The following is a 20336-nucleotide window of genomic DNA, read 5'->3' on the forward strand; positions in this document are numbered from 1 at the left end:
CTCTTATCCAGCGTCCTTCTTGGATAAGTCCGTCATCGCAGCTTCGAGAATAACCTCTTGCGAAACTTCTGCTCGATCCAAGACCTTAGTTATTCTCCCTGCACGCATGACGGCAATACGATCACTCATTCCAATAACCTCAGGCATTTCAGAGGAAATCATTATAATTCCGTAACCTTGTGCAGCTAATTCATTGATAATTTCGTAAATGGCCGACTTTGCCCCAACATCTACTCCCTTGGTCGGCTCATCAAGGATGATAATATCAAGGTCTTTTGTTAGAAGCTTAGCTACCGCAACTTTTTGCTGGTTTCCTCCAGATAATGAACTGACAAGATCAAAGATGCTATTCGCTTTTACATGTACTTTCTCGGCTAGCTCCTTAGCAATGCTTGCTTCCTTCTTTTCGTTTAACCAACCCTTTTTCCCGATACTTGATAAAGCAGGTAAAGTAATGTTTCTTCCTATTCCCCACTGAAGAACAAGTCCTTGTAACTGTCGGTCTTCTGGCAAGTATCCAATTCCGAGTTTCATCGCTTCCTTTGGGCTCTGAATTGATACGCTTTTCCCATTTAGTTCGATTTTGCCTTTATCGTAAGGCATAATTCCAAAGAGCGATTGACAAACTTCCGTCCTACCTGCTCCTACAAGACCCGTCAGGCCTAGTATTTCTCCACGATGAAGAGTAAAGGAAATATCTGCAAAATACCCTGTTTTGCTAAGACCATTTACTTTCAGAAGCTCTTCACCGATTTTACCCTTCTTATCAGGATAGACTTGTGTGATTTCGCGCCCTACCATTGCGACGATTAAATCATCATTTGAGATTGCGTTTATCTCCCAAGACCCAATGTATTTGGCATCTCGTAGCACCGTCACTTGTGTCGCCAATCGGTACATATCCTCAAAACGATGAGAAATAAAAATGATCGAAGCCCCTTGGTCACGTAACTCCTCAGCAATCTTATAAAGCTCCTCACTTTCCCTTGCTGTTAAGGCAGCTGTTGGTTCATCCATAATGATGATTTTTGCATTTGTAGAAATGGCTTTTGCAATCTCTACAATTTGCTGTTGAGCCACGCTCAGTGCCCCCATTTCCGATTTCGGATCAATGGATGATCCTAATGATCTCAGGATTTCTTTTGCCTCCTGATGCATTTGTTTCCAAAGTAATCTTCTTGTACCTTTTTGGACTTTCTCATGACCCATAAAGATATTTTCCGTTACACTTAGATCAGGGTAATTTGTTACGTGTTGGTAAATAGCTGCAATCCCTAATGCTTGTGCTTCTTTTGGATTAGAGAATTCTACTTTTTGACCGTTTAAATAGATCTCTCCTTCATTAGGAGCATGAACACCTGTAATGACTTTAATAAATGTAGATTTCCCTGCACCATTTTCACCCATTAGTGCATGAATCTCACCGGGCTTTAATTTAAAATGAACATTGTCTAGAGCCGTAACACCAGGAAATTTCTTCGTAATCCCCCTTAACTCAAGAACATACTCTGACATAATCCCACCCCTTTAAAACTATCACTCGTCGTATTTTGTAGCGCTTACATAGAATATTATAGAAATAGATCCTTTTTCATAAGGTGATGAATTTCGGTTATAGGGGGTTATTTTTCTGATATTTGTAAAACCATTTAATAAAACCTTAAAAACTCACAGACCGATGAACGTCTGTGAGTCTTTTTGATACTTAATTTGATCATTTAACCTTGACTCTTTCCTTATATTTTGAAGGAAGTTCTCCATAATATTTCTTAAATAATTTACTAAAATACTTCGTATCAGAATAACCAACTTGCTCTGCTATCTCATATACTTTTAAGTTGGATGTTAATAACAATTCTCTCGCTTTATGAATTCTAGACCGCGTGACGAATTCAAGAACCGTCTCTCCTGTTTCATTTTTAAAATACTCACAAAAATAAGTAGGATTCATATAAACTTTTGCAGCAATTTTTTCAATCGTAATATGTTGTTGGAGGTGAGCAATAATCCATTCTTTCGCTTCTTCAATTTGATCATAGGATTTTTCTTCATCTATAAGTTTGATAATAGATAAGAACCAACGCTCTAATTCTAGTTGTAATTCTTCAAAATTCCCAACTTTATCTAACTCTTTCCCTCCATCTATCAAATGAATGTACTCACTACTTCCAATAGTAGAATGTTTAATACAAAACTGAGTCACTTGAACTCTTAGGGATTCAATAAATCGTTCAATTTCTTTTGAAGTATTTAGGATCTTAAGTTCTTCATTCAATTGAGCAAGTTGTACTTGTATATGCTGTTCATTTACATTCTCAAGCGCAACCATAAGTTTTTTTACAGTTCCAGATATATTTTTTTCATCTTTATTGTTGTTCCTTTCAAGTAACTGTAATCCTTCTAATTCCCGGGTAAATATTTGGTTATCACCATATATAAAACGAAACTTCATAAGGGATATTACGTCTTTCTTCACGTTCGGCAGTGACGATAAATCTTCAATGATATCACTAATGGCAATAGAAATGGATAGAGATGTTTTCTGTTGTACTTGTGTTTGAGCTGGTTTTAAAATAGAAGATGCATATTCAATATATCCTTCTCGCTTATATCGATCCGAAAAAAATAAAAGAATCCAAAAGGAAGATCCTTCATCCCTCCATTTCCAATACTCTACATTACATTCCTTTAGCGTGTCATCTAGTATGGTCCCATACATATTGATTTTCCGATTCCATTCCTCTTTCAATATAGAGCGGGAGTGACTCAATGCACGGTCAATCGAAACAAACAGCAATACGTATGATCCTTGTGGAAAATCATTTGACCATTCAAACTGCTCCATTGTTTTATTGCTCATCATTTCTCTTAGTTTTTCAGTTTGTAAAGTAACAGAGACTTTGGTTGCTTGCTCCTTGATCACCTCTAAAAGATCTTGTTCAGCCCATTCTTTTTTTATTTTTTCTTTGACACTATCTAATTGTTCTTTAAACTCTTCCCTGTCAATCGGTTTCATAATGTAATCTAGCGCACCTTCACGCAAGGCTGTTTGTAAGAACGAAAAATCTTCAAATCCGCTAATCACAATTGGGCTGAATGAGGCGAGCTTTTTTAATTCCTTGATGAGAGAAAGGCCGTCCAATACAGGCATTTTTACATCGGTTAGTAGCACATCAAAATCAATTGGTTCCAGAGTAAAAGCATTTAGTAACTCCTGTCCATCACCAAACGATGCTACAACTTCCCAGTCCTCCCCACATGAGAGTACTAATTTTTCAATTCCGCGACGTATTCGACTTTCATCATCAACAATGATTGTCTTAATCTTTCTTCCAATCATGTATACCCTCCTCAGCTATAACCGGAATTCTGACTTCAACTTGAGTTCCTTCACCTATCTCGCTGTTGACTTGTAACCCATAGTTCAAACCAAAATTCATGGCAATACGTGCATGCACATTGATCAAACCGAACTGTGAATCACGTTTGGCCATTGGATCGGAATTAAGTGATGTTTGAATCTTTTCTAGAATGTCCTCTCTCGTACCAGGTCCGTTATCTTTTATTTGGAAAACAACCTCCTCTACCCCAGTGTTAATGTTTGGAACGATCTTGACAGAAGTTTCAATGGTCGTGACCTTCCCATAAACCATTCCATGTTTTACCACATTCTCCACAATTGGTTGTAAAAGAAACTTAGGCGTATAGTATTTTTTTGTATTAAACTCTTCGTTGACAACAAAATCAAGTTTGTCTTCGAAACGAATTTTTTGTATCGTTAGGTAATCCTTCATATGAACCAATTCGTTATGAACAGGAACTAACAAATCTTTGTTATTGATTGAATAACGCAACATCCGCCCTAGCAAGGTCACCATTCTGACAACCGTTTCCTTTTCGTCGTCTTCTACAGCCATAGCAATCGTTTCGAGTGTGTTATACATGAAGTGCGGATTGATTTGTGATTGTAAGGCGTATAGCTCAGCTTCTTTTTGCTTTAACTCAATTTCATACTTTTCTTTAATTAAATGTTTTATTTCTAAGACCATGGAATTAAACCGATTCGTAAGCATGCCTACCTCATCTTTTCCAGAATCGGAATGGACAACATCGAATGTTCCTTTTTCTACGCGCTCCATTTGTCGGGCAAGACGATTCAGCGGCTTCGAAACCTGCCATGCTACTAAAATAGAAATAGCTGTACTAATCATGACAAAGATCACAAACGCTATGATGGTTACATTGCGGACAATATCTGCTCTTCCCATCAAGTCTTTAGCCAAAATGCGATGTACCAAAATCCACTCCTGAGATTCTAAATGATTCGTACTTATTAGGCTCGTTTCATGATCCGTCATTGCCCGGAAGCTCCCATTGATTTTAGGGTATTGATGGATTTCCTCATCCACTTTCCCAATGTACTCGGGGTTTGTATGATAGATGATCCGCCCACTTTGATCCATCATCCACAGATCAGCATGGCTATATGAATTTAAATTTAATTTATTTATAACTCCTTCTAGAAATTTACTATCAATCGCAATCAACATGGTTCCTAGATTCTTTCGGTTTTCAAAATCGGTTAATTGTCTCATTAATAGGATATAAGGAGGTTTTCCTTCAAAATGAAGAGTTGTTTGATGGGGAAGAATGATCATCTCTTCATTCCCTTTTAATTCAAAATTCTCTCCATAAGGAAGAGACTCATAGCCGAAATCATAATAAGGGACCTTGACGCTTTGATAGACACGATTATTGGATAAAATAAATACACCTAAAATATGCGGATTGGCCCCGTTAATATAAGTTCTAGATAAATAATTATTTACTGTAAACTCATCCTGTAATGTTTTGGAACGTATATCATAAGGGTCTTTTCTTAAAATACTTATGACTTGACTAGAATTATAGAGTAAATCTGGCAATCTCTTTATTTCATAAAGCTGGTTTGAGATATTCACATTTGCTTGATCTAGCAACTTGGGAATATATTCACCAACCTGCTCCTCAATCGAAGCTGCATATTGGCTGTATGCAATGTAGCCTAACAACGACATTGGTATGACTGTCAACATGATATAGGACACTAGTAATTTGGTTCGTAGCTGGTAGTTACTAAATTTCCGCCAATTAAAAGTCATATTGATCCACATTGTCTTTCGTAAAATCGATTGGTTCTCCCATGATCACCACATCGTCAATGACATGAATGTTTCCGACTTTTGGAATATATTGTCTGTCATACGGATTCGTTTGATTCACTGCATTTTTTGAGAGGGCAACCGTCAAATAGCCTAACTTTTTTGGACTCCATAAGGTAACAATCTGCGCAGAACCATCTTTTAAATGTTCATTCATCTGATTAGGCGAAGATAACCCAACGACTGCAACCTCTCCCTGCTTTCCTTGCTCTTTCACGGCATGTGCTGCTGCCGGTGGGCCTACCGATGAATTTCCGATAATCCCCTTTAAATTGGGGTATTCGAGTAATAACTCTTTCGCTTTCGTATAAGCCTTATTAGGATCATCATCTGTTGCCACTACCTCAACTAGCTTCATATTTGGATAGTTTTCTTCCTGTTGAACTTTTATCCAATCCAACCACTCATTTAAATTGGCAGCTGACATAGAACCTGTCATAATAGCAAACTCTCCTTCTTCACTTGTATTCCAGGCTAATATGTCCATTAAATGACGACCGAGTACCTCAGGATCAACCATATTGATAAAGAAATCTCTTGCTTCAGGAACTGCATCGGCATCCCAAGTTATCACGATAATCCCTTGAGCTTGTGCTTCCAATAGGACAGGCGCTAATTCTTTTGGATCATTTACTGAAACGGCAATGACATCTACTCTCTGTTCTATTAGATCCTGAATGATCTTTATTTGCTGTTTGGCATCTGCCAGAAGGGATCCTGTATAAATCACTTCAACCCCTAAGTCTTTTCCAGCTTCTAGCGCTCCCTCCTTAACCGCATTAAAATAAGGAATATTGATCAATTTCGGCACCAAAGCAATCGTAATTTCTTCACTCCTCCATTTTTCAATTTCCGTTGAGTGTATGTCATTAATCTTATAAACCACCTCATACTGATTATCACTCGGATCACCCAAAGGGGTGCAACCGCTTACAATTAATAATGTATATAAGAGTAAAAATGAGAGTCTCATAGTTCCATGCCCCTTCGATTTTGTCATTTTGTCGATAAGACTTAGCCCTAAAAGAAAAAGTTCCTTCCTCACATTATGTAATAGCTTTAACGTCTGACTTGATTTTTTTGATTATTCAATCAATTAAGTCGCTATGATGCCATGCTAGATCGTATATATGGAGACAATCCTATAAGACGTTTTCTTTTACCATTTTATACTTTATAATCACCTTATATAATAGCAAAAATTAAGATGAAACTAACCAAACTTAAGATATTGAATAAAGAAGGGACAAACATGGATCCTAAAGATTTAGATAAAATGTTATTCAAAATGAGTCCGATAGAAGAAAACCCCAAAAACTTTGAAGGGAAATTTATTAAAAGCATTTTAAGTGCCGATCATTTAATTCCCCATAACGAAAATATAAGTTTACTTAAACATCCAAGATTTGTTACAACGCCCAAACACGCTCATGACTATATTGAAATGATTTATGTCTATTCCGGTAGCATCGCCCAAATTATTAATAACGAGGAAATCATATTATCACAAGGAGAAATATGCATTTTAGACACGAGTGTTGAGCATTCGCTTCCCGCAGTCGGCGAAAATGACATAATCATAAATATCTTATTACGAAAGAACTATTTTAGTAGTTCATTAATTAGTAGACTTGCTAATAACCGTGTTATGACTAATTTCTTAATAAATGCAATGTATGAAAATAAAAAACAACATTATATCCACTTCAAGAGTGGTGGGAATAAAAAAATTCACCATTTTATGGTGGAATTAATGTGTGAATACTACGATAAGTCTATCTGTTCCGAAGAAATTATAAATTGTTATTTAGTGTTAACTTTTTCAGAATTACTAAAAGTTTATCAAACTAGTATGATAGGTAAGTCAAAAGACAAGGAAAAGGTTGTTATCTCTACCCTTCTAAATTATATCGAGGCTAATTTTAAAACACTGACTTTACAATCTATGGCAGAGCATTTTAATTATCACCCAAATTATCTAAGCAGCTTATTAAAACGAAAAACCTCTAAAACTCTTAAGGAAATAATGAACGGGGAAAGAATTAGAGAGGCGGCCACTTTATTAGACAACACGGACTTAACAGTTGAGAGAATTTGCAATGAAGTAGGATATAACAATGTCAGTTTTTTTTATAAACAATTTCAAAAAGTTTATCATACAACTCCTTCGAAATACCGAAAGTCAAGCAAGCTTTAAGAACTTAACGTAGCAAGAAATTTATATAAAGAAAATCAGCCAAACCGTTTTGTATGACGGGTTGGCTGCGAGTATCAATTGAACTAATTCTAGTAGAGCTGTTAAAAGTAAAAATAACTACCAACTGCTACTTCGCGAATGAGCTCCTATTAGCAGATGAATCTTTGCTACTTCTGTTACGTTTGCATCTTTATTTTCTAAATGCTTTAAGAAGTTGTTCATATGCTGTTCTGCTTGTTTCTTTGATCTCTTATTTAGATGGTGTTGAACTTGTTTTCAAAGTATTTTCTAGTTGATTCGTAAAAGGAATTTTTACATATTTAGAGCTAATATACTCTTTTAAAAGTTTAATTACATTCTCCAGAAAAAGGGATGTTCCTATTTCGGTCTCATCCCACAGCTCATTCCCCTCTATCATTCGACAAATCCGCCTCAATCCTACTCATAAACTCCTCTGCCGCACTGTATCCTGACTGCCTTAAATACCAGTTGTTTGCTGCTGCTTCAATAAGTCCTGCTATGTCTCGTCCAGGCTGAAGTTGAATTTCAATGGAAGGAACCTTTACCCCCATATAATCTGTATAGGCAGCATCATGTTCCAATTCATTATTCAAGGAATCTTTTTCCCATTTCGTTAAGTTAATATCGAGAGAAATTCTTGTTTCATCTTGAAATACTTTTCGACCATACATCCTGACAACATTTAATAACCCAATACTCCGGAGAGCCAAAAATTCCTTTGTTTTTTCATCATGGGTTCCTAGAAGGGTTCGCGGACTAAGCTTCTTTAAGACGACCAGATCATCTGACACAAGACGATGTCCTCGCCCAATGAGAGTGTGTGCAAGCTCGCTTTTTCCCACCCCCGATTGCCCACGAAGCAAAATCCCAACCCCAAACACATTCATACAAACTCCATGGATCGAGATTTCCGGTGCCAAGTTTTTTAGTAAATAGGCATCTAACATGATAATAAATTCAGATGTCGTTTCTACTGTATCTGTTACCAATAAAGGGATGCGATCTTCTTTACAATAATGAGTTAAATAGGTAAGTTCTACTTCACCAGCCGTCACGATGAAACATGGAGGGTGGTAATGAACGATATTACCAATCCTTATTCTTCGTTCCTCTTTGCTTAACTTATGCAAATAGTTAATTTCTTTTCTTCCTAATATTTGAACGCGTTCCGTCGGAAAAAAATCAAAATGTCCAACAAATTCCAAACCGGGACGATGCGAACGTGATTGAGTAATGTTTTTTTGTAACTGATCTTCACCAGTTAATACTTTCAATGAAAACTTCTTTACCAAGTCTTCTACAGTTAGTTTTTTCATTTTTTATTCACCACCATCATTGCCTGCTTATTTCTTCCCCTAAATAAATACTCTAAAAGTGCATCTTTCATGATACGGCACAATTAAGATTATTACCAGCTAGACCAATATGTAAAAAAAAAGGTTCCTGCCCTAGCACTTTCATCCACTGGACGGTCAGGAACCTATTCTACTTCAAAAGAAAAAAATTTAAAACGAATAATTCGTTTAATAAAATCCATAATAAAAATGTTGTTGGGCTATAGCCAAGCGGTAAGGCAACGGACTTTGACTCCGTCATGCGTAGGTTCGAATCCTGCTAGCCCAGCCATTTACTTATTAATCCCTATATAAAAAAGTCCCGGGCTCCCAGTATCTTAATATCTGGAGGTCAGGAAACAAAATAGTTATTTTATCATCCCACCATCTACATTCAATACAGCCCATTTAATAAAATCGGACTCTTCTGATGCTAGAAATAAATCGTAAAAGGTGCCTGTCCTCCAGTACGGTAATGCTTTAATGAGCCGAGGGACAGGCACTTTATTTGGTACACGGTTCTATACATCCATCCTTTTGCTATTCACCTTTCTACCACTAACTAACTATTGGTTAAATTCTTGATATGATTATAAAGGGACTGATACACAGACAACCACAGTAAATTCAGTAATTATGTGCATTCCTCAGGTTGTTTAGATAGGATTATCTCTTCTCAACAGCCTTTATTAATTAACGCAAGCTATTGTTATTGCATTTAACTAAGCTCCAACCAAAAAAGTCCCCTGCCTTTGGTAACAGGAAGACTTTATGCTGCAGTCATAACTTACTCATTATGACTGCGGTGCAAAATCATAAAAATAAATTAATTCATCCCATTCCATTCTCCTTGGTTTTTCGATGATTTCATTTTTTTAGCTTTTTCTTTGTGCGCTCGATTAGCAGCTGCACTGCCGCCTAGTTCTTTAGAGAACTCTGAATCGGTTTTACTTGAGTCAAACCCTTGTTTATTCTTTTGATCTGCGTTTGTCTTGCCATTGCGTTTCGCCATTTGTATCACTCCTTCTTTTTTATTATGAGAATTAGAAAGAGAATTATACGTTATCGTTTTTGGCATATTAAAGAGGCTTCCGCAAACTTCGCTAATAACCCGCTTATCAAAGACTGCTAAGCTTAAATCCAGAAAGAATAAGAAGCCAACCTCTAAAAAGTGTTGGCTTAAGAAATACTAATAAACAAATTCTCCATATTGGTTTTGATCTTGAGTTTCAAATCCCATTTGTCTTAAAAGCTGTTGAGCAGAAGCTAAACTTTGTTCGGTTTGTTGCTGCCAACTGATAATGCTTTCAATAAACGACCTATATTCAGTAGGTGCATTGTCTCTCATTACGTGTAACCATCTCATTACTTCTTGGTCTTCTCTTAATCCATTATTCACACAGGAAATTAAAGTTTTAATTATCGAATTATGATATTCGTCACGTTGTAATCGTTGGACACAACCTACTGCTGTTACTCGATGATAAGAAGCTGGAACCAGATGATTATGCATTTCAGGGTTACCTTCTAGATTTTCTGTAGCTGGGATGTGAAATAGTTGTGTACTCATGGAACAAACCATTCCTTCGCCATATAAACTGTAATTTAAAAGTTCTAAAACAGAAGACCAATCTTGTCGATAAGGATAATCATTCAATTCATTCACCCACTTTTAAGATTTCATTATATCCTATGTTTTTTTTAGATTTTTGCCCCTATATTCATATCTGTTTTAGCCCATAATCATTAATCATAAAAATGCACCTACAATTACTGTGGTGCTTTAAACACAATATTTTCCTGCTATGAGCTATCACAGGTTACTAACTTTTAATCAAACTCTGATTTAAACAGACTCCCTCTAGGGTTTTTATCAAGTTTTTTTCATTAGTCACTTTGTCCAACTAAGTGATACCTACCCAAACCATTACTGTGACAGCTTTGGCACACTACATCATTCTCCTTTATACTTATACAACCATAGAAAAGGTGCCTGATTCTAGAGAAAGAATATGAACGACTATGACATAATGATCAATTGTTGCACATCATTTTTCACTTCCGTACCAAACCCACTGAAAAAATAAAGAGTCAACATGTATAAATGTTGACTCTTTTCAACGTGCTTAGTAAGACTTAACAAACGATGTTCCGACAATGATCAATAAGATAAACAGCACGACGATTAACGCAAAGTTATTTACAGGTGCGTAAGACATATCATGTCACTCCTTTTTAATGAACTATCCTTCGCACTAACTAGTTTATGTTGTTCGAAATTATATGGACACGATGTATGTTGACGGCTTTTTACTCAATTTCAAACTAATGTTTTTTAAAATTACAAACTTGTTCTACCACCATATCTGTCTCTGTGGGGGTTGGACCATCAATAGAAGTGGTACACGAGTCATTTGTTTATCTACCTTTTCATTTTTACTAATATACTTATGATTATAGAATTCGTGTGAATATTTGATTTTTGAGAAAAGATAAAGTCAAAAAAAAAACGTACAGTTTCATTTAAATGAACTGTACGACCTTTTTAAATAGCAAATGCGTGATTTCCAATGATCTTAATCACTTCACGAGTAAAAATCCAATCGCTTGTTGTTGTATCAGGGTTATAGAAGAAGAGTGCCTCCTCTTCATTTCCTTGATCAAGCAAAGCTTCTGTAACAGCTTTATACGCATCCTTATCAGCTGGTTCATTTATAGAATCATTTTGAACAGGTTCAAATGCATTCTCTTCATAAATCACTTCCGCAATTGTATCAGGGAATTCTTCGTGTTCTACACGATTCAATACAACCGTTGCCACCGCTACTTTACCAACATATGGCTCACCTTTTGCTTCCGCATGAACCAGTTGAGCTAGTAACTTTTTTTCTTTGTCTGAGATAGTTAGAGCCTTCTCTATGTTTTCAGGCAAGGTCAGTAAAGGATTAATCTCATCGTCTAAACATACGTTTTTTAAGTGGTTTTCTGTCTTGTCGATATCATATTTCCCGCATAATAATTTTACGATGTCACCATTTTGAGTAGATTTCTCTGCTTCAGCATTTCCTTGAATGGCAGGGAGAATAGTATAAGAACCCATTACTAGGATCATTGTAAGTAATAAGGTAAATAATTTTTTCATTTGTTAACCTCCTGTTTTTAGAATGGTACAGGCCCATCTAAAAGGCTAACAGGTTTACCTAATAACCTCATTAGTAGATTATTGGTAGGTTAACCAATTGTTGTTGTTCCTCATTCATTGCTGATGATCCTACCGGGATTGTTGGTTGGGCAAACTAGATAAAACAATTACCCTTGGTTATTACCGATCCTTAGTACTTGGCCTTATTAGCACTTTGGGAGGAAAACGGTCTTACCGTAAAGGAATTAGGCGAGCGATTAAATTTAGGTACAGGAACCTTAACACCAATGGTTAAAAGGATGGAAGCCAATGGTTGGGCGAAAAAAGAGCGTTCTACAGCCGATGAACGTAAAGTCTCTATTTTCCTCCAATCAAAAGCTTTAGAAGAAAAACAAGCAATCAGGGAAAAATCGCTACTGAGTTAAATTCATGCAATATAGAGTTTGAAGAATACGAACAATTGATGTACCAATTAAACCTTCTTCATAAGAAATTAAAGAAACAAAATGAATCTCTAAGTAACTAAAGTTGAATAGACTATAAAAAGAGTACCTACCCCAAGCACTTTAGGTTTTGAGTTCTTTGAAATAATAGAAGGACTATAGAGACTCTTTAGGCACCTCAAAATTGAAATCTCGAGTTTTAAAGTACCTAAACCTCCTTTTACCTACCTCAAAATCCTTTTCACCTAGTTTTCAGGTACCTAAACCTCCTTTTACCTACCTCAAAATCCTCTTCACCTAGTTTTCAGGTACCTAAACCTCCTTTTACCTACCTCAAAATCCTCTTCACTTAGTTTTCAGGTACCTAAAACGAATTCTAATACAGGTGTTGATGTTGGATTAAGGACTTCGCTATCCTATCAGATGGTACGAAATATAACAGCAACTGTTATTTAAGTCCTCAGAGGAAAAGTTAGCGAAAGCTCAACAAATCATATCAAGGCGTGTGTTCGGTTCAAGTAACTGGCGTAAACAAAAAGCAAAGGTTGCTCGTATCCGCGAGAAAATCTAAAACTAGCGTACAGACTTCTTACATAAGATATTTACTACACTAGGACTAGGCACTTAACTTTAGTTATCCTTACTTGAAATCACTCTTATAATCCTAATGTTTTATTCGGCACTTTAATACGGAAGGAAATTTTATCGTTTTTCAAATCAAATTGTTGTACCTTTACTTTGAAATTACTTTTCACTTCCATTTGCGTAACAGCAATATAGATCATTTCGTTTTTAGGGTCGATTTCTACCCACTCCGGTGTTGGGGTATTTTTCTTAACGTATTCAAGTATTTTCTTTTTCGGCAACTGTAATAAACCGAGAGACATGACAGTTGGACGTAAGACAAGGTCCCCGTTTTCTTGGACAAAGGGCTGCAAGGTAATTGAAAAGGGAATGTCAGTTTGAAAGGCTTCAATCGAACCTAACAAATGGACATCATCATCGAATTCAACAAAATATTTATTATCCTTATCCTTCAGCAGTTTATCTGCATACCCATTCACAAGCTCGTTTAAATTTTGCTTACTCGAATGGACCGTGAACTCGGCCCCCGAAACCTCTTCAATAAACTCTTTTTCTGGTAATTCTGAATGAGAAACGGGCCACAAAAGAAGAAGTAGGAAAAGGCCAAGGAGAAGTCCATTAATCCCTGCTAAACTTAGAAATAAAATTTTCCATTTCGATTTTTTTCTTGGTTGATCCAATTTATTTCACCTTTCTTTTGTCATAATTCTATATTCTCTTTGGCGATCTCGGTTTCTTCACTGAACATTATCAAATATTCTAAAACACGCGTTGCAACTAGTTTGTAGCCACTCGTGTTTGGGTGAAAATGATCATCAGCTAATAACTCTAGGTCGGAATTAATAAATAAGTCTTTTGTTGGAATATAATACACATTGCTAAATTCTTCTGTCACTGATTTAGCTGCATCATTCCAATCATCCACGATCATTTCTAATTGTTCAATCTCACTAAAATAACGTTCAAATGGATTATAAAAACCAATCAAAAAAATTTGTGTATCTGGGTTCAACTGATTCATTTTATTAAAAATACCAGTTAATCGCTCTATATATCCCACTTTTTCTTCTTGGAAAGGCTCAATAGTAAGATTAGTAAAATGGTTTTGTACAACTTTCATAATGTCGTTAGCACCAATTGTTATTAAAATAATATCAGCCTCTTTGATAGAGGATACAATTTCTTCTTGGTCCAGCCGTTTTAACAATTGATCTGTACGGTTTCCTCTTTTTCCAAAGTTTTCTACTGTGAGTTTTAAGTTATGATCTTCGAACGTGTGGTTTAGGATCCCTACATAACCACCATTCTCTGTCTCGTCTCCTATTCCTTGAGTGAGGGAATCACCAATCGCCACAATCTTTTGATCCTTTTTGACTAAATTAATTGCTCCTTCTACTACTTCCCTGACCTTATCCTTAATTTGTTCAGTTATTGGTTTATCATGATGGTTCTCTTCTACTAGTTGTTCCTCTTCTTCTACTACATTATCTCCTAAATGATTCTCTATTTTTGATCCCTTAATGATTGAAGATACCGTTTTCTCTCTTTCTAGTTTTGTTTGATTAAAATCTGGAAGAAATAAATATAGAAGGAAACACACTACTATTAAACTAGCAATCATGATTGCTGCTTTCTTTCCTTGCACAGTTACATCACACCTACCATTTATAGTCATATCATCATCTATTTCTCTAAACGAAAGCTACTCAATCCTTAGGAAAAACAGTTAATTCATTTTATCATTCATACCAATATTTCGTAAAACAACAAATTATAGTAGCTTAATCAAAAGAATGGTAGACATGTAGTGAAGGTATCATACAATTTTTATTGTTATGAATTAGGTTAACACTACCGTATACAGGGGAACTTCACTTTTTTCCATACGGGATTCATCAAAAGACTACCCGAATATAGTTGTCTTCCACGCTCCCCCTTGCAGTTCCTGTCGGGAAGCAAGAGAGTTTCTCATACATATAGTCGCCTTTAATTGTGATGAAATAGCAAAAGGTTATTTCATTCAATTCCAATGCTTTTGTTAGCTCTTGTTGAAAGTCATCATTCTTACTAAAGAGCATTATCCGTGATCATTTTGCTCAAAAACATGTAATATTCCTGCTGACGTACTTGTTTCCATTTGTGCCAACCACCTATGATAATCAAAGTGCCTTATCCTTTTATTTCGATGTCTAGAGGGACTATCCCAGTCTGGTTGAGGTAGCTGGTCGTTGTAACATCTAAATCTTCTTACCTTCTAAGACAAGTATTAAAGATGGAGGACACACAAAAAAAGGTGCCCATATAGAGCACCCATTTAAAAGCAATCTTTTTGTACCTCTCGAACCAAGGGTAGCATGGCTATACCTATTGTTTAAACAAATAGGGGAATGATCAGACCTGCTAATAACAAAATTAGCGCTCCACCTAGTCTAGAAGCAATCTGTGCAAACGGCATTAACTGCATACGTTTTGCTGCTGATAACACTGCAACATCGCCTGTTCCTCCCATATTTGCCATACACAATCCCGCAGAGATCGCTGATTCAATCGGATAAAAGCCAACTAACTTCCCTAGTAGAGCTGCACCTAATACAGCACCAAACACTACACCTGCAACTAGTAAAATGTATTGTAAGCTTAATGCAGCTAGTACAGCATTTAAATCGGTAAACGCTACGCCAATCCCGAATAATAAAGCAAGGGTCCATGTCTTTGCAACAAATTGATACCACTGGCTCGCACCTTCAACTATGTTTTCTGGAATGAGATTCCCAATTTTTGCAATAGCTACTAATATAATCATTAAAGCATACGGATGAAGTGGGATAATAGCCCCTAACAAGTGACCACATGCAAAGAATAGTAATGCGGCAAGTAATCCCATTCCCATTTTTGAAAGATCAAACTTTGATTTTTTTTCTTCTATCTTAAAACCTGGAATAAGCTGTCCATTCCCTGATAAAGAAGGAAATTTATTACCAAGACTATTTAAAAGACTTGCAAACACGATAGCGAAAACATTCCCAAGTGCTAAAGCAGGAACTAAAATCGAAATATAATAACTCGGTGGGTTCCCTAAAAATTCAGAATATACTTGTGCCATTGGGATGGCACCTGCCCCCATACCACCACCTAAAATTGGTAGTGCAATAACTAAAACGGCATCTTGAATAGAGAAACCAATTAGAATCCCTACTAACCCAGCTATTGCCATCGCTCCAATAACGGCTCCAAATATTGGCACAAAATAACGAACACCAATTTTCAAGAGTACTTTTGAGTTCATTCCTAAAATACTTCCCGTAATTAAAGCAGCAATATAGAAGTCAAGGAAGCCGCCCGTTGTCATAAATTCATTAACACCCGTTGAAACGCTCTCTGGCAAAATTCCACTGTAGACCATATAAGCTGATCCAAAAATAGCGACAATTGCTCCTCCACCCAAATACGTTTTCACAATTGGTAATCGATCACCAATCCAACCAAGTGCTTCACCAAACACGACCATTACAAGTAAACTGCCGATCATCCCTGTCGGTAAGTTACCAGTATAAACGGTTACAATCGTCACGAGTAAAAAGAGTGCAAACCACAGAATGGGAAGACCCATTATTTTTAATTGAGCATTGGGATTAAGCTCATGTAGTTTTAATTCTTTTTTTATAGACTCTTTTTCTTCTAATTTTCTAGCTGTTTGTTCCATATTTCCCACTTCCCCTCTTCATATCCATGATTAACTTGTTTTTATACTTACTTGACCTTGTTTTAACACTGAATCTGCAACAGCTCTTGCAACAACTTTAGGAACTTCCTTGTTAAGTGCATTCGGAATGACAAAGCTTGAGCTCAACTCTTTTTCTGGTATCATGTTTGCGATTGCATAAGCAGCAGCAATCTTCATCTCAACCGTTATATCTGTAGCACCTGAATCCATTGCCCCCCGAAAAATACCTGGAAATGCGAGTAAATTATTTATTTGATTGGGATAGTCTGAACGGCCTGTTCCAACTACTTTCGCTCCTGCTGCTAGTGCTTCCTCAGGGTAAATTTCTGGAATCGGATTCGCCATTGCAAATACAATGGGATCCTTAGCCATTTTCTTCACCAGTTCTGGCTTTAAGGCAGCTGGTCCAGACACTCCTATAAATACGTCTGCATCTATAATGACATCTTGCAATGTCCCCTTAATGTTTTTCTTATTCGTTACTTTAGCGATGTTCTGCTGGTTTGGATTTAACCAGTCTTCACTTTTATGAACAACCCCTTCTAAACTGACAAGAGTGATATTTACAAAGCCTGCTCGTAATAGCAATTTTGCGATCGAAATTCCTGCGGCTCCTGCCCCATTAATCACAATTTCCACCTTTTCCATTTGCTTCCCGACTACTTTTACACCATTTAATAAACCAGCTAACACAACAATTGCCGTCCCATGTTGATCATCGTGAAACACAGGTATATTAAGATCTCTTTTTAACCGCTCTTCAATCTCAAAACAGCGTGGCGCTGAAATATCTTCTAAATTTATACCGGCAAACGTTGGTTGTAGCGCTTTCACAACTGCGACAATCTCATCTACATTTTTTGTATCCAAACAAATAGGAAATGCATCAATATCGGCAAACGTTTTAAACAACATACATTTTCCTTCCATCACCGGCATTGCCGCCCCTGGCCCAATATCACCTAAACCAAGAACCGCTGTGCCATCCGTTACGACCGCTACCATATTGCCTCTTGATGTAAGATGATTGATTTCCTCAGGATTTTTCTCTATCTCTTTACAAACATCTCCTACACCTGGTGTATACACAAGGCTTAAGTCTGCTTCACTATTAATCTCTACTTTACTAACTACTTCTATTTTCCCTTTATATTGACGATGTAATTGAATCGCTAGTTCTTTTAAATTCTTATGATTCACTTTATTCTCCCCCTGTTGTAATCGGTTTCAATCATTCTAAACATAGTTTAATAAATTTGAATAACTTGTGACAGTTTATGAAACTTAAGAAACTTTTTGTAACTAAAAAAAGCGACCAGAGGCCGCTTAAGAAAAGTGCTGAAATGTTAATTTAGTCAGGTCTTTGTTTACATATAAATAGACCGGCCTTCCAATAGCCCCATATGTCATTCGCTCTCCAAGTACACCCATTTCCTTTAAAAATTTAATATACTTTCGAACAGATACCCGTGACACTTGTACTCGTTCGGCAATTTCATCGGTTGAAAAAGGTTCGTCTCTTTTTTCTAGAATGGCGTCAACAATAACTTTTAGTGTATTTGGTGTTAGCCCCTTCGGTAACGATGCATGTTTGCTCTCATTTTGATGAAGAATTTTACGATCTAGTTCTGCCTGATTAAAAGAATTTTGCTTGTTAAGCAAATGATACTTTTCCCTATAAGTGGTTAAGGCTTGGTTGAATCGTTCAAATTCAAACGGTTTGATAATATAATCAACCGCCCCGTACCTTAGTGCCGTTTGGATCGAATCCACGTCATCGGCCGCTGTCACTAGGATCACATCGATCTTCCATTTGTTTTTCGTTCTTATATGCTGTAATAATTCGAGTCCATTTTTTCCGGCCATATAAATATCTAATAACAGTAAATCAATGTCTACTGTTTTAATGACTTCCATCGCTTCAGTGAAAGACTTTGCCATCGCTGCTAATTCATAACCTTCGACTTCATTTAAATAGCGCTTATTAAATTCTGCTACCATTGGATCATCGTCTAAAATTAACACCTTAATCAATAGAATTCTCCTTTATTTCATATGGAATTTCAACTGTAACCGTTGTCCCGGACCCCTTAAACGAATCAATCGTTAAGTTGCCATTAAGATCGTCAATACTTGCTTTCACTAGAGCTAGACCATACCCTCGATCTTCTCCTTTTGTTGAAAACCCCTTTTCAAATATTTCGGCTAAATCCTCTGTTTTTATACCGGCTCCCGTATCTTTCACTTCCATTTTCAATTGCTGATCTTTAAGATGTAACACCACGTCAACCTTCTTAAATGGACCATCTTCTACAGCCTCGATCGCATTATTAATTAAGTTGCCTAAGATCGTAATAATCTCATGAATGACGTCTTTTGACTCAGCTTTTGGAATCACATTTTTACTTTTAATGGATAAGTTCACTCCACATTCTCTAGCATAACTTAACTTGCCTAACAAGAAACCTGATAGGACCGCATCTTGAATGTCTGTCACTTGTCCAATTTCATGATTCTTATGATTCACCAATTCAAGAATAAATGTTTTCAATTTTTCATATTCTCCGATTCTCACCATTCCTAAAATCACATGAAGATTGTTTTTCATCTCATGGGACTGCGCACGAAGAGCATCCACATATAGCTTCACTCCAGTTAATTCCTGTGCAAGCTCTTTGACCTCCGTCTTATCTCGGAGGGTCGAAATCGCGCCGATCACCTGATTATCAACAATGAGTGGGACACGGTTCACTAATAATGAGGTTTCATTAATGGCGATCTCTCTTGCTAGCTCCGGTTCTCCTGTTTTTAAAACACGCTCAAGACCGTTCATCGGTAAATACATCGTAACATCCATCCCTATCGGTTGTTCTGGCAATCCAGCTTTTTTGAACAATTTAAGAGCTGATTTATTGACAAGTGTAATCCGTCCATTCCTATCTACCGCAATGATTCCTTCGTGGACAGACTGAAGCATCATATTTCTCTCTTCTAGCATTTTTGCAATTTCAGGAGGTTCTAGCCCATATAACGTTTTCTTTATGTAATTAGCAATCAACAACGCACCAATCAACCCTACTAACAGTCCAAGAAGAGAACCGACAATAATATTTCTATGGTTTTGATTAATAATATGTTGTATATGTTCTAGAGAAATCCCAACAGCCACTGCACCGATTTGTTCATCTTGTTCATTCATCACTGGGGTAAACGATCGAAGTGAAGTTGTAATCGTCCCTTCTGATATCGAACTATACTCCTCCCCCTCAAGCACAGGAGCTTCATCCCCACCTTCAAAATGTTTTCCCACTTGCTCGCTGTTTGGATGAGAATAGCGAATTCCTTTCATATCCATCACAACAACAAAGAGAACATCTGCTGATTGACGAATGTCATTGGCATACAGTTGGATTTCTTTTGCCGATTCTTCTGTCAACCCTTTTTGTACCACCTCTGCTTGAGACACAATTCTTGCGACTGTAAGCGCCTTTTCTTCCTCGTACCTTATACTATTATCGTTGATGGATCTACTTACTAAGAGATCAGTAAATAACAAGGACAAAACCACGACTATGTAGACAAGCCAGAGAATAATCGTGCGCATTTTAAACTTTCTTATTAACAGCTTCCTCACTTCCTTCTTACATATAAATCTAATGATAGTCAATAAGTTCATTATTCTCAATTAG

At 36.7% G+C, this 20336-nt stretch carries 17 protein-coding genes, 1 tRNA gene and 2 pseudogenes; 4 read left to right on the forward strand and 16 right to left on the reverse strand.

Annotation, left to right across the window (positions count from 1 at the left end):
• Positions 1–3: 3 nt before the first annotated feature.
• From PQ474_RS13585 to PQ474_RS13600, 4 genes are all read right to left on the reverse strand, one after another.
• Positions 4–1515 (reverse strand): sugar ABC transporter ATP-binding protein, encoded by a 1512-nt coding sequence (locus tag PQ474_RS13585; protein ID WP_273844188.1) that lies wholly within the window; start codon positions 1513–1515, stop codon positions 4–6.
• A gap of 199 nt (positions 1516–1714) precedes the next feature.
• Positions 1715–3340, reverse strand: coding sequence for a response regulator transcription factor (locus PQ474_RS13590; protein ID WP_273844191.1), 1626 nt, complete (start codon positions 3338–3340; stop codon positions 1715–1717).
• Positions 3321–5075: a sensor histidine kinase gene (locus PQ474_RS13595; RefSeq protein WP_273844194.1), complete on the reverse strand. Its 1755-nt coding sequence runs from the start codon at positions 5073–5075 to the stop codon at positions 3321–3323. The genes PQ474_RS13590 and PQ474_RS13595 overlap by 20 nt, the downstream gene beginning before the upstream one ends.
• A 55-nt stretch (positions 5076–5130) precedes the next feature.
• Positions 5131–6174 carry an autoinducer 2 ABC transporter substrate-binding protein gene (locus tag PQ474_RS13600; protein ID WP_273844200.1) on the reverse strand — a complete coding sequence of 348 codons (1044 nt, stop codon included), beginning with the start codon at positions 6172–6174 and terminating at the stop codon, positions 5131–5133.
• Between the two features lie 279 nt (positions 6175–6453).
• Between PQ474_RS13600 and PQ474_RS13605 the strand changes: the two genes are divergently transcribed.
• A complete protein-coding gene (locus tag PQ474_RS13605; RefSeq protein WP_273844203.1) occupies positions 6454–7398 on the forward strand; it encodes an AraC family transcriptional regulator in 945 nt (314 codons plus the stop codon).
• 117 nt (positions 7399–7515) lie between these two features.
• Here PQ474_RS13605 and PQ474_RS26620 read toward each other — a convergent pair.
• Both PQ474_RS26620 and hprK read right to left on the reverse strand, forming a co-directional pair.
• Positions 7516–7662: pseudogene (locus tag PQ474_RS26620) on the reverse strand (FIMAH domain-containing protein); the annotation flags it as partial.
• A 137-nt stretch (positions 7663–7799) separates the two neighbouring features.
• Positions 7800–8735: an HPr(Ser) kinase/phosphatase gene (hprK, locus tag PQ474_RS13610; protein WP_273844205.1), complete on the reverse strand. Its 936-nt coding sequence runs from the start codon at positions 8733–8735 to the stop codon at positions 7800–7802.
• A gap of 235 nt (positions 8736–8970) precedes the next feature.
• Between hprK and PQ474_RS13615 the strand changes: the two genes are divergently transcribed.
• Positions 8971–9045 (forward strand) — tRNA-Gln (locus PQ474_RS13615).
• Positions 9046–9579: 534 nt separating this feature from the next.
• Here PQ474_RS13615 and PQ474_RS13620 read toward each other — a convergent pair.
• The 4 genes from PQ474_RS13620 to PQ474_RS13635 form a co-directional block, all read right to left on the reverse strand.
• Positions 9580–9765, reverse strand: a complete 186-nt coding sequence (locus tag PQ474_RS13620; protein ID WP_273844208.1) for a hypothetical protein — start codon at positions 9763–9765, stop codon at positions 9580–9582.
• A 177-nt stretch (positions 9766–9942) separates the two neighbouring features.
• Positions 9943–10410 carry a hypothetical protein gene (locus tag PQ474_RS13625; protein ID WP_273844210.1) on the reverse strand — a complete coding sequence of 156 codons (468 nt, stop codon included), beginning with the start codon at positions 10408–10410 and terminating at the stop codon, positions 9943–9945.
• Positions 10411–10879: 469 nt separating this feature from the next.
• Positions 10880–10972, reverse strand: a complete 93-nt coding sequence (locus PQ474_RS13630; protein ID WP_273844212.1) for a YjcZ family sporulation protein — start codon at positions 10970–10972, stop codon at positions 10880–10882.
• A gap of 326 nt (positions 10973–11298) precedes the next feature.
• Positions 11299–11895 (reverse strand): cell wall hydrolase, encoded by a 597-nt coding sequence (locus tag PQ474_RS13635; RefSeq protein ID WP_273844214.1) that lies wholly within the window; start codon positions 11893–11895, stop codon positions 11299–11301.
• Between the two features lie 197 nt (positions 11896–12092).
• Here PQ474_RS13635 and PQ474_RS13640 point away from each other — a divergent pair, with 197 nt between their 5' ends.
• Complete coding sequence (locus PQ474_RS13640) at positions 12093–12320, forward strand: MarR family transcriptional regulator (protein WP_273844218.1); 228 nt, start codon at positions 12093–12095, stop codon at positions 12318–12320.
• A 375-nt stretch (positions 12321–12695) separates the two neighbouring features.
• A pseudogene (locus tag PQ474_RS13645) lies at positions 12696–12900 on the forward strand (transposase); the annotation flags it as partial.
• A gap of 94 nt (positions 12901–12994) precedes the next feature.
• Here the strand turns inward: PQ474_RS13645 and PQ474_RS13650 are convergent.
• The 6 genes from PQ474_RS13650 to dcuS form a co-directional block, all read right to left on the reverse strand.
• Positions 12995–13603, reverse strand: coding sequence for a YpmS family protein (locus PQ474_RS13650; protein WP_273844221.1), 609 nt, complete (start codon positions 13601–13603; stop codon positions 12995–12997).
• Between the two features lie 20 nt (positions 13604–13623).
• Positions 13624–14568 carry an SGNH/GDSL hydrolase family protein gene (locus tag PQ474_RS13655; protein WP_273844225.1) on the reverse strand — a complete coding sequence of 315 codons (945 nt, stop codon included), beginning with the start codon at positions 14566–14568 and terminating at the stop codon, positions 13624–13626.
• A gap of 726 nt (positions 14569–15294) precedes the next feature.
• Entirely contained in the window at positions 15295–16626 is a 1332-nt protein-coding gene (locus tag PQ474_RS13660; protein WP_273844228.1) for a 2-hydroxycarboxylate transporter family protein, read from the reverse strand.
• Between the two features lie 30 nt (positions 16627–16656).
• Positions 16657–17847: an NAD(P)-dependent malic enzyme gene (locus PQ474_RS13665; RefSeq protein ID WP_273844231.1), complete on the reverse strand. Its 1191-nt coding sequence runs from the start codon at positions 17845–17847 to the stop codon at positions 16657–16659.
• A gap of 126 nt (positions 17848–17973) precedes the next feature.
• The gene (locus PQ474_RS13670; RefSeq protein ID WP_273844235.1) at positions 17974–18681 is read right to left on the reverse strand and encodes a response regulator; all 708 of its coding nucleotides are present in this window, start codon (positions 18679–18681) and stop codon (positions 17974–17976) included.
• The gene (gene dcuS, locus PQ474_RS13675) at positions 18674–20251 is read right to left on the reverse strand and encodes a DcuS/MalK family sensor histidine kinase (RefSeq protein WP_273844238.1); all 1578 of its coding nucleotides are present in this window, start codon (positions 20249–20251) and stop codon (positions 18674–18676) included. Before dcuS ends, PQ474_RS13670 begins: the two co-directional genes overlap by 8 nt.
• Positions 20252–20336 lie beyond the last annotated feature (85 nt).

Origin of the sequence: Halalkalibacter alkalisediminis (assembly GCF_028610705.1) — a bacterium.
GTDB classification, from domain to species: domain Bacteria; phylum Bacillota; class Bacilli; order Bacillales; family Bacillaceae_D; genus Halalkalibacter; species Halalkalibacter alkalisediminis.

What these genes read in the sequence shown, in the direction of transcription:
- dcuS (WP_273844238.1), bottom strand. Translation starts at nt 20,251, where the DNA reads ATGCGCACGATTATTCTCTGGCTTGTCTACATAGTCGTGGTTTTGTCC.
- PQ474_RS13605 (WP_273844203.1), top strand. Translation starts at nt 6,454, where the DNA reads ATGGATCCTAAAGATTTAGATAAAATGTTATTCAAAATGAGTCCGATA.
- PQ474_RS13595 (WP_273844194.1), bottom strand. Translation starts at nt 5,075, where the DNA reads ATGTTGACAGTCATACCAATGTCGTTGTTAGGCTACATTGCATACAGC.
- PQ474_RS13590 (WP_273844191.1), bottom strand. Translation starts at nt 3,340, where the DNA reads ATGATTGGAAGAAAGATTAAGACAATCATTGTTGATGATGAAAGTCGA.
- PQ474_RS13635 (WP_273844214.1), bottom strand. Translation starts at nt 11,895, where the DNA reads ATGAAAAAATTATTTACCTTATTACTTACAATGATCCTAGTAATGGGT.
- hprK (WP_273844205.1), bottom strand. Translation starts at nt 8,735, where the DNA reads ATGAAAAAACTAACTGTAGAAGACTTGGTAAAGAAGTTTTCATTGAAA.
- PQ474_RS13600 (WP_273844200.1), bottom strand. Translation starts at nt 6,174, where the DNA reads ATGAGACTCTCATTTTTACTCTTATATACATTATTAATTGTAAGCGGT.
- PQ474_RS13660 (WP_273844228.1), bottom strand. Translation starts at nt 16,626, where the DNA reads ATGGAACAAACAGCTAGAAAATTAGAAGAAAAAGAGTCTATAAAAAAA.
- PQ474_RS13585 (WP_273844188.1), bottom strand. Translation starts at nt 1,515, where the DNA reads ATGTCAGAGTATGTTCTTGAGTTAAGGGGGATTACGAAGAAATTTCCT.
- PQ474_RS13620 (WP_273844208.1), bottom strand. Translation starts at nt 9,765, where the DNA reads ATGGCGAAACGCAATGGCAAGACAAACGCAGATCAAAAGAATAAACAA.
- PQ474_RS13630 (WP_273844212.1), bottom strand. Translation starts at nt 10,972, where the DNA reads ATGTCTTACGCACCTGTAAATAACTTTGCGTTAATCGTCGTGCTGTTT.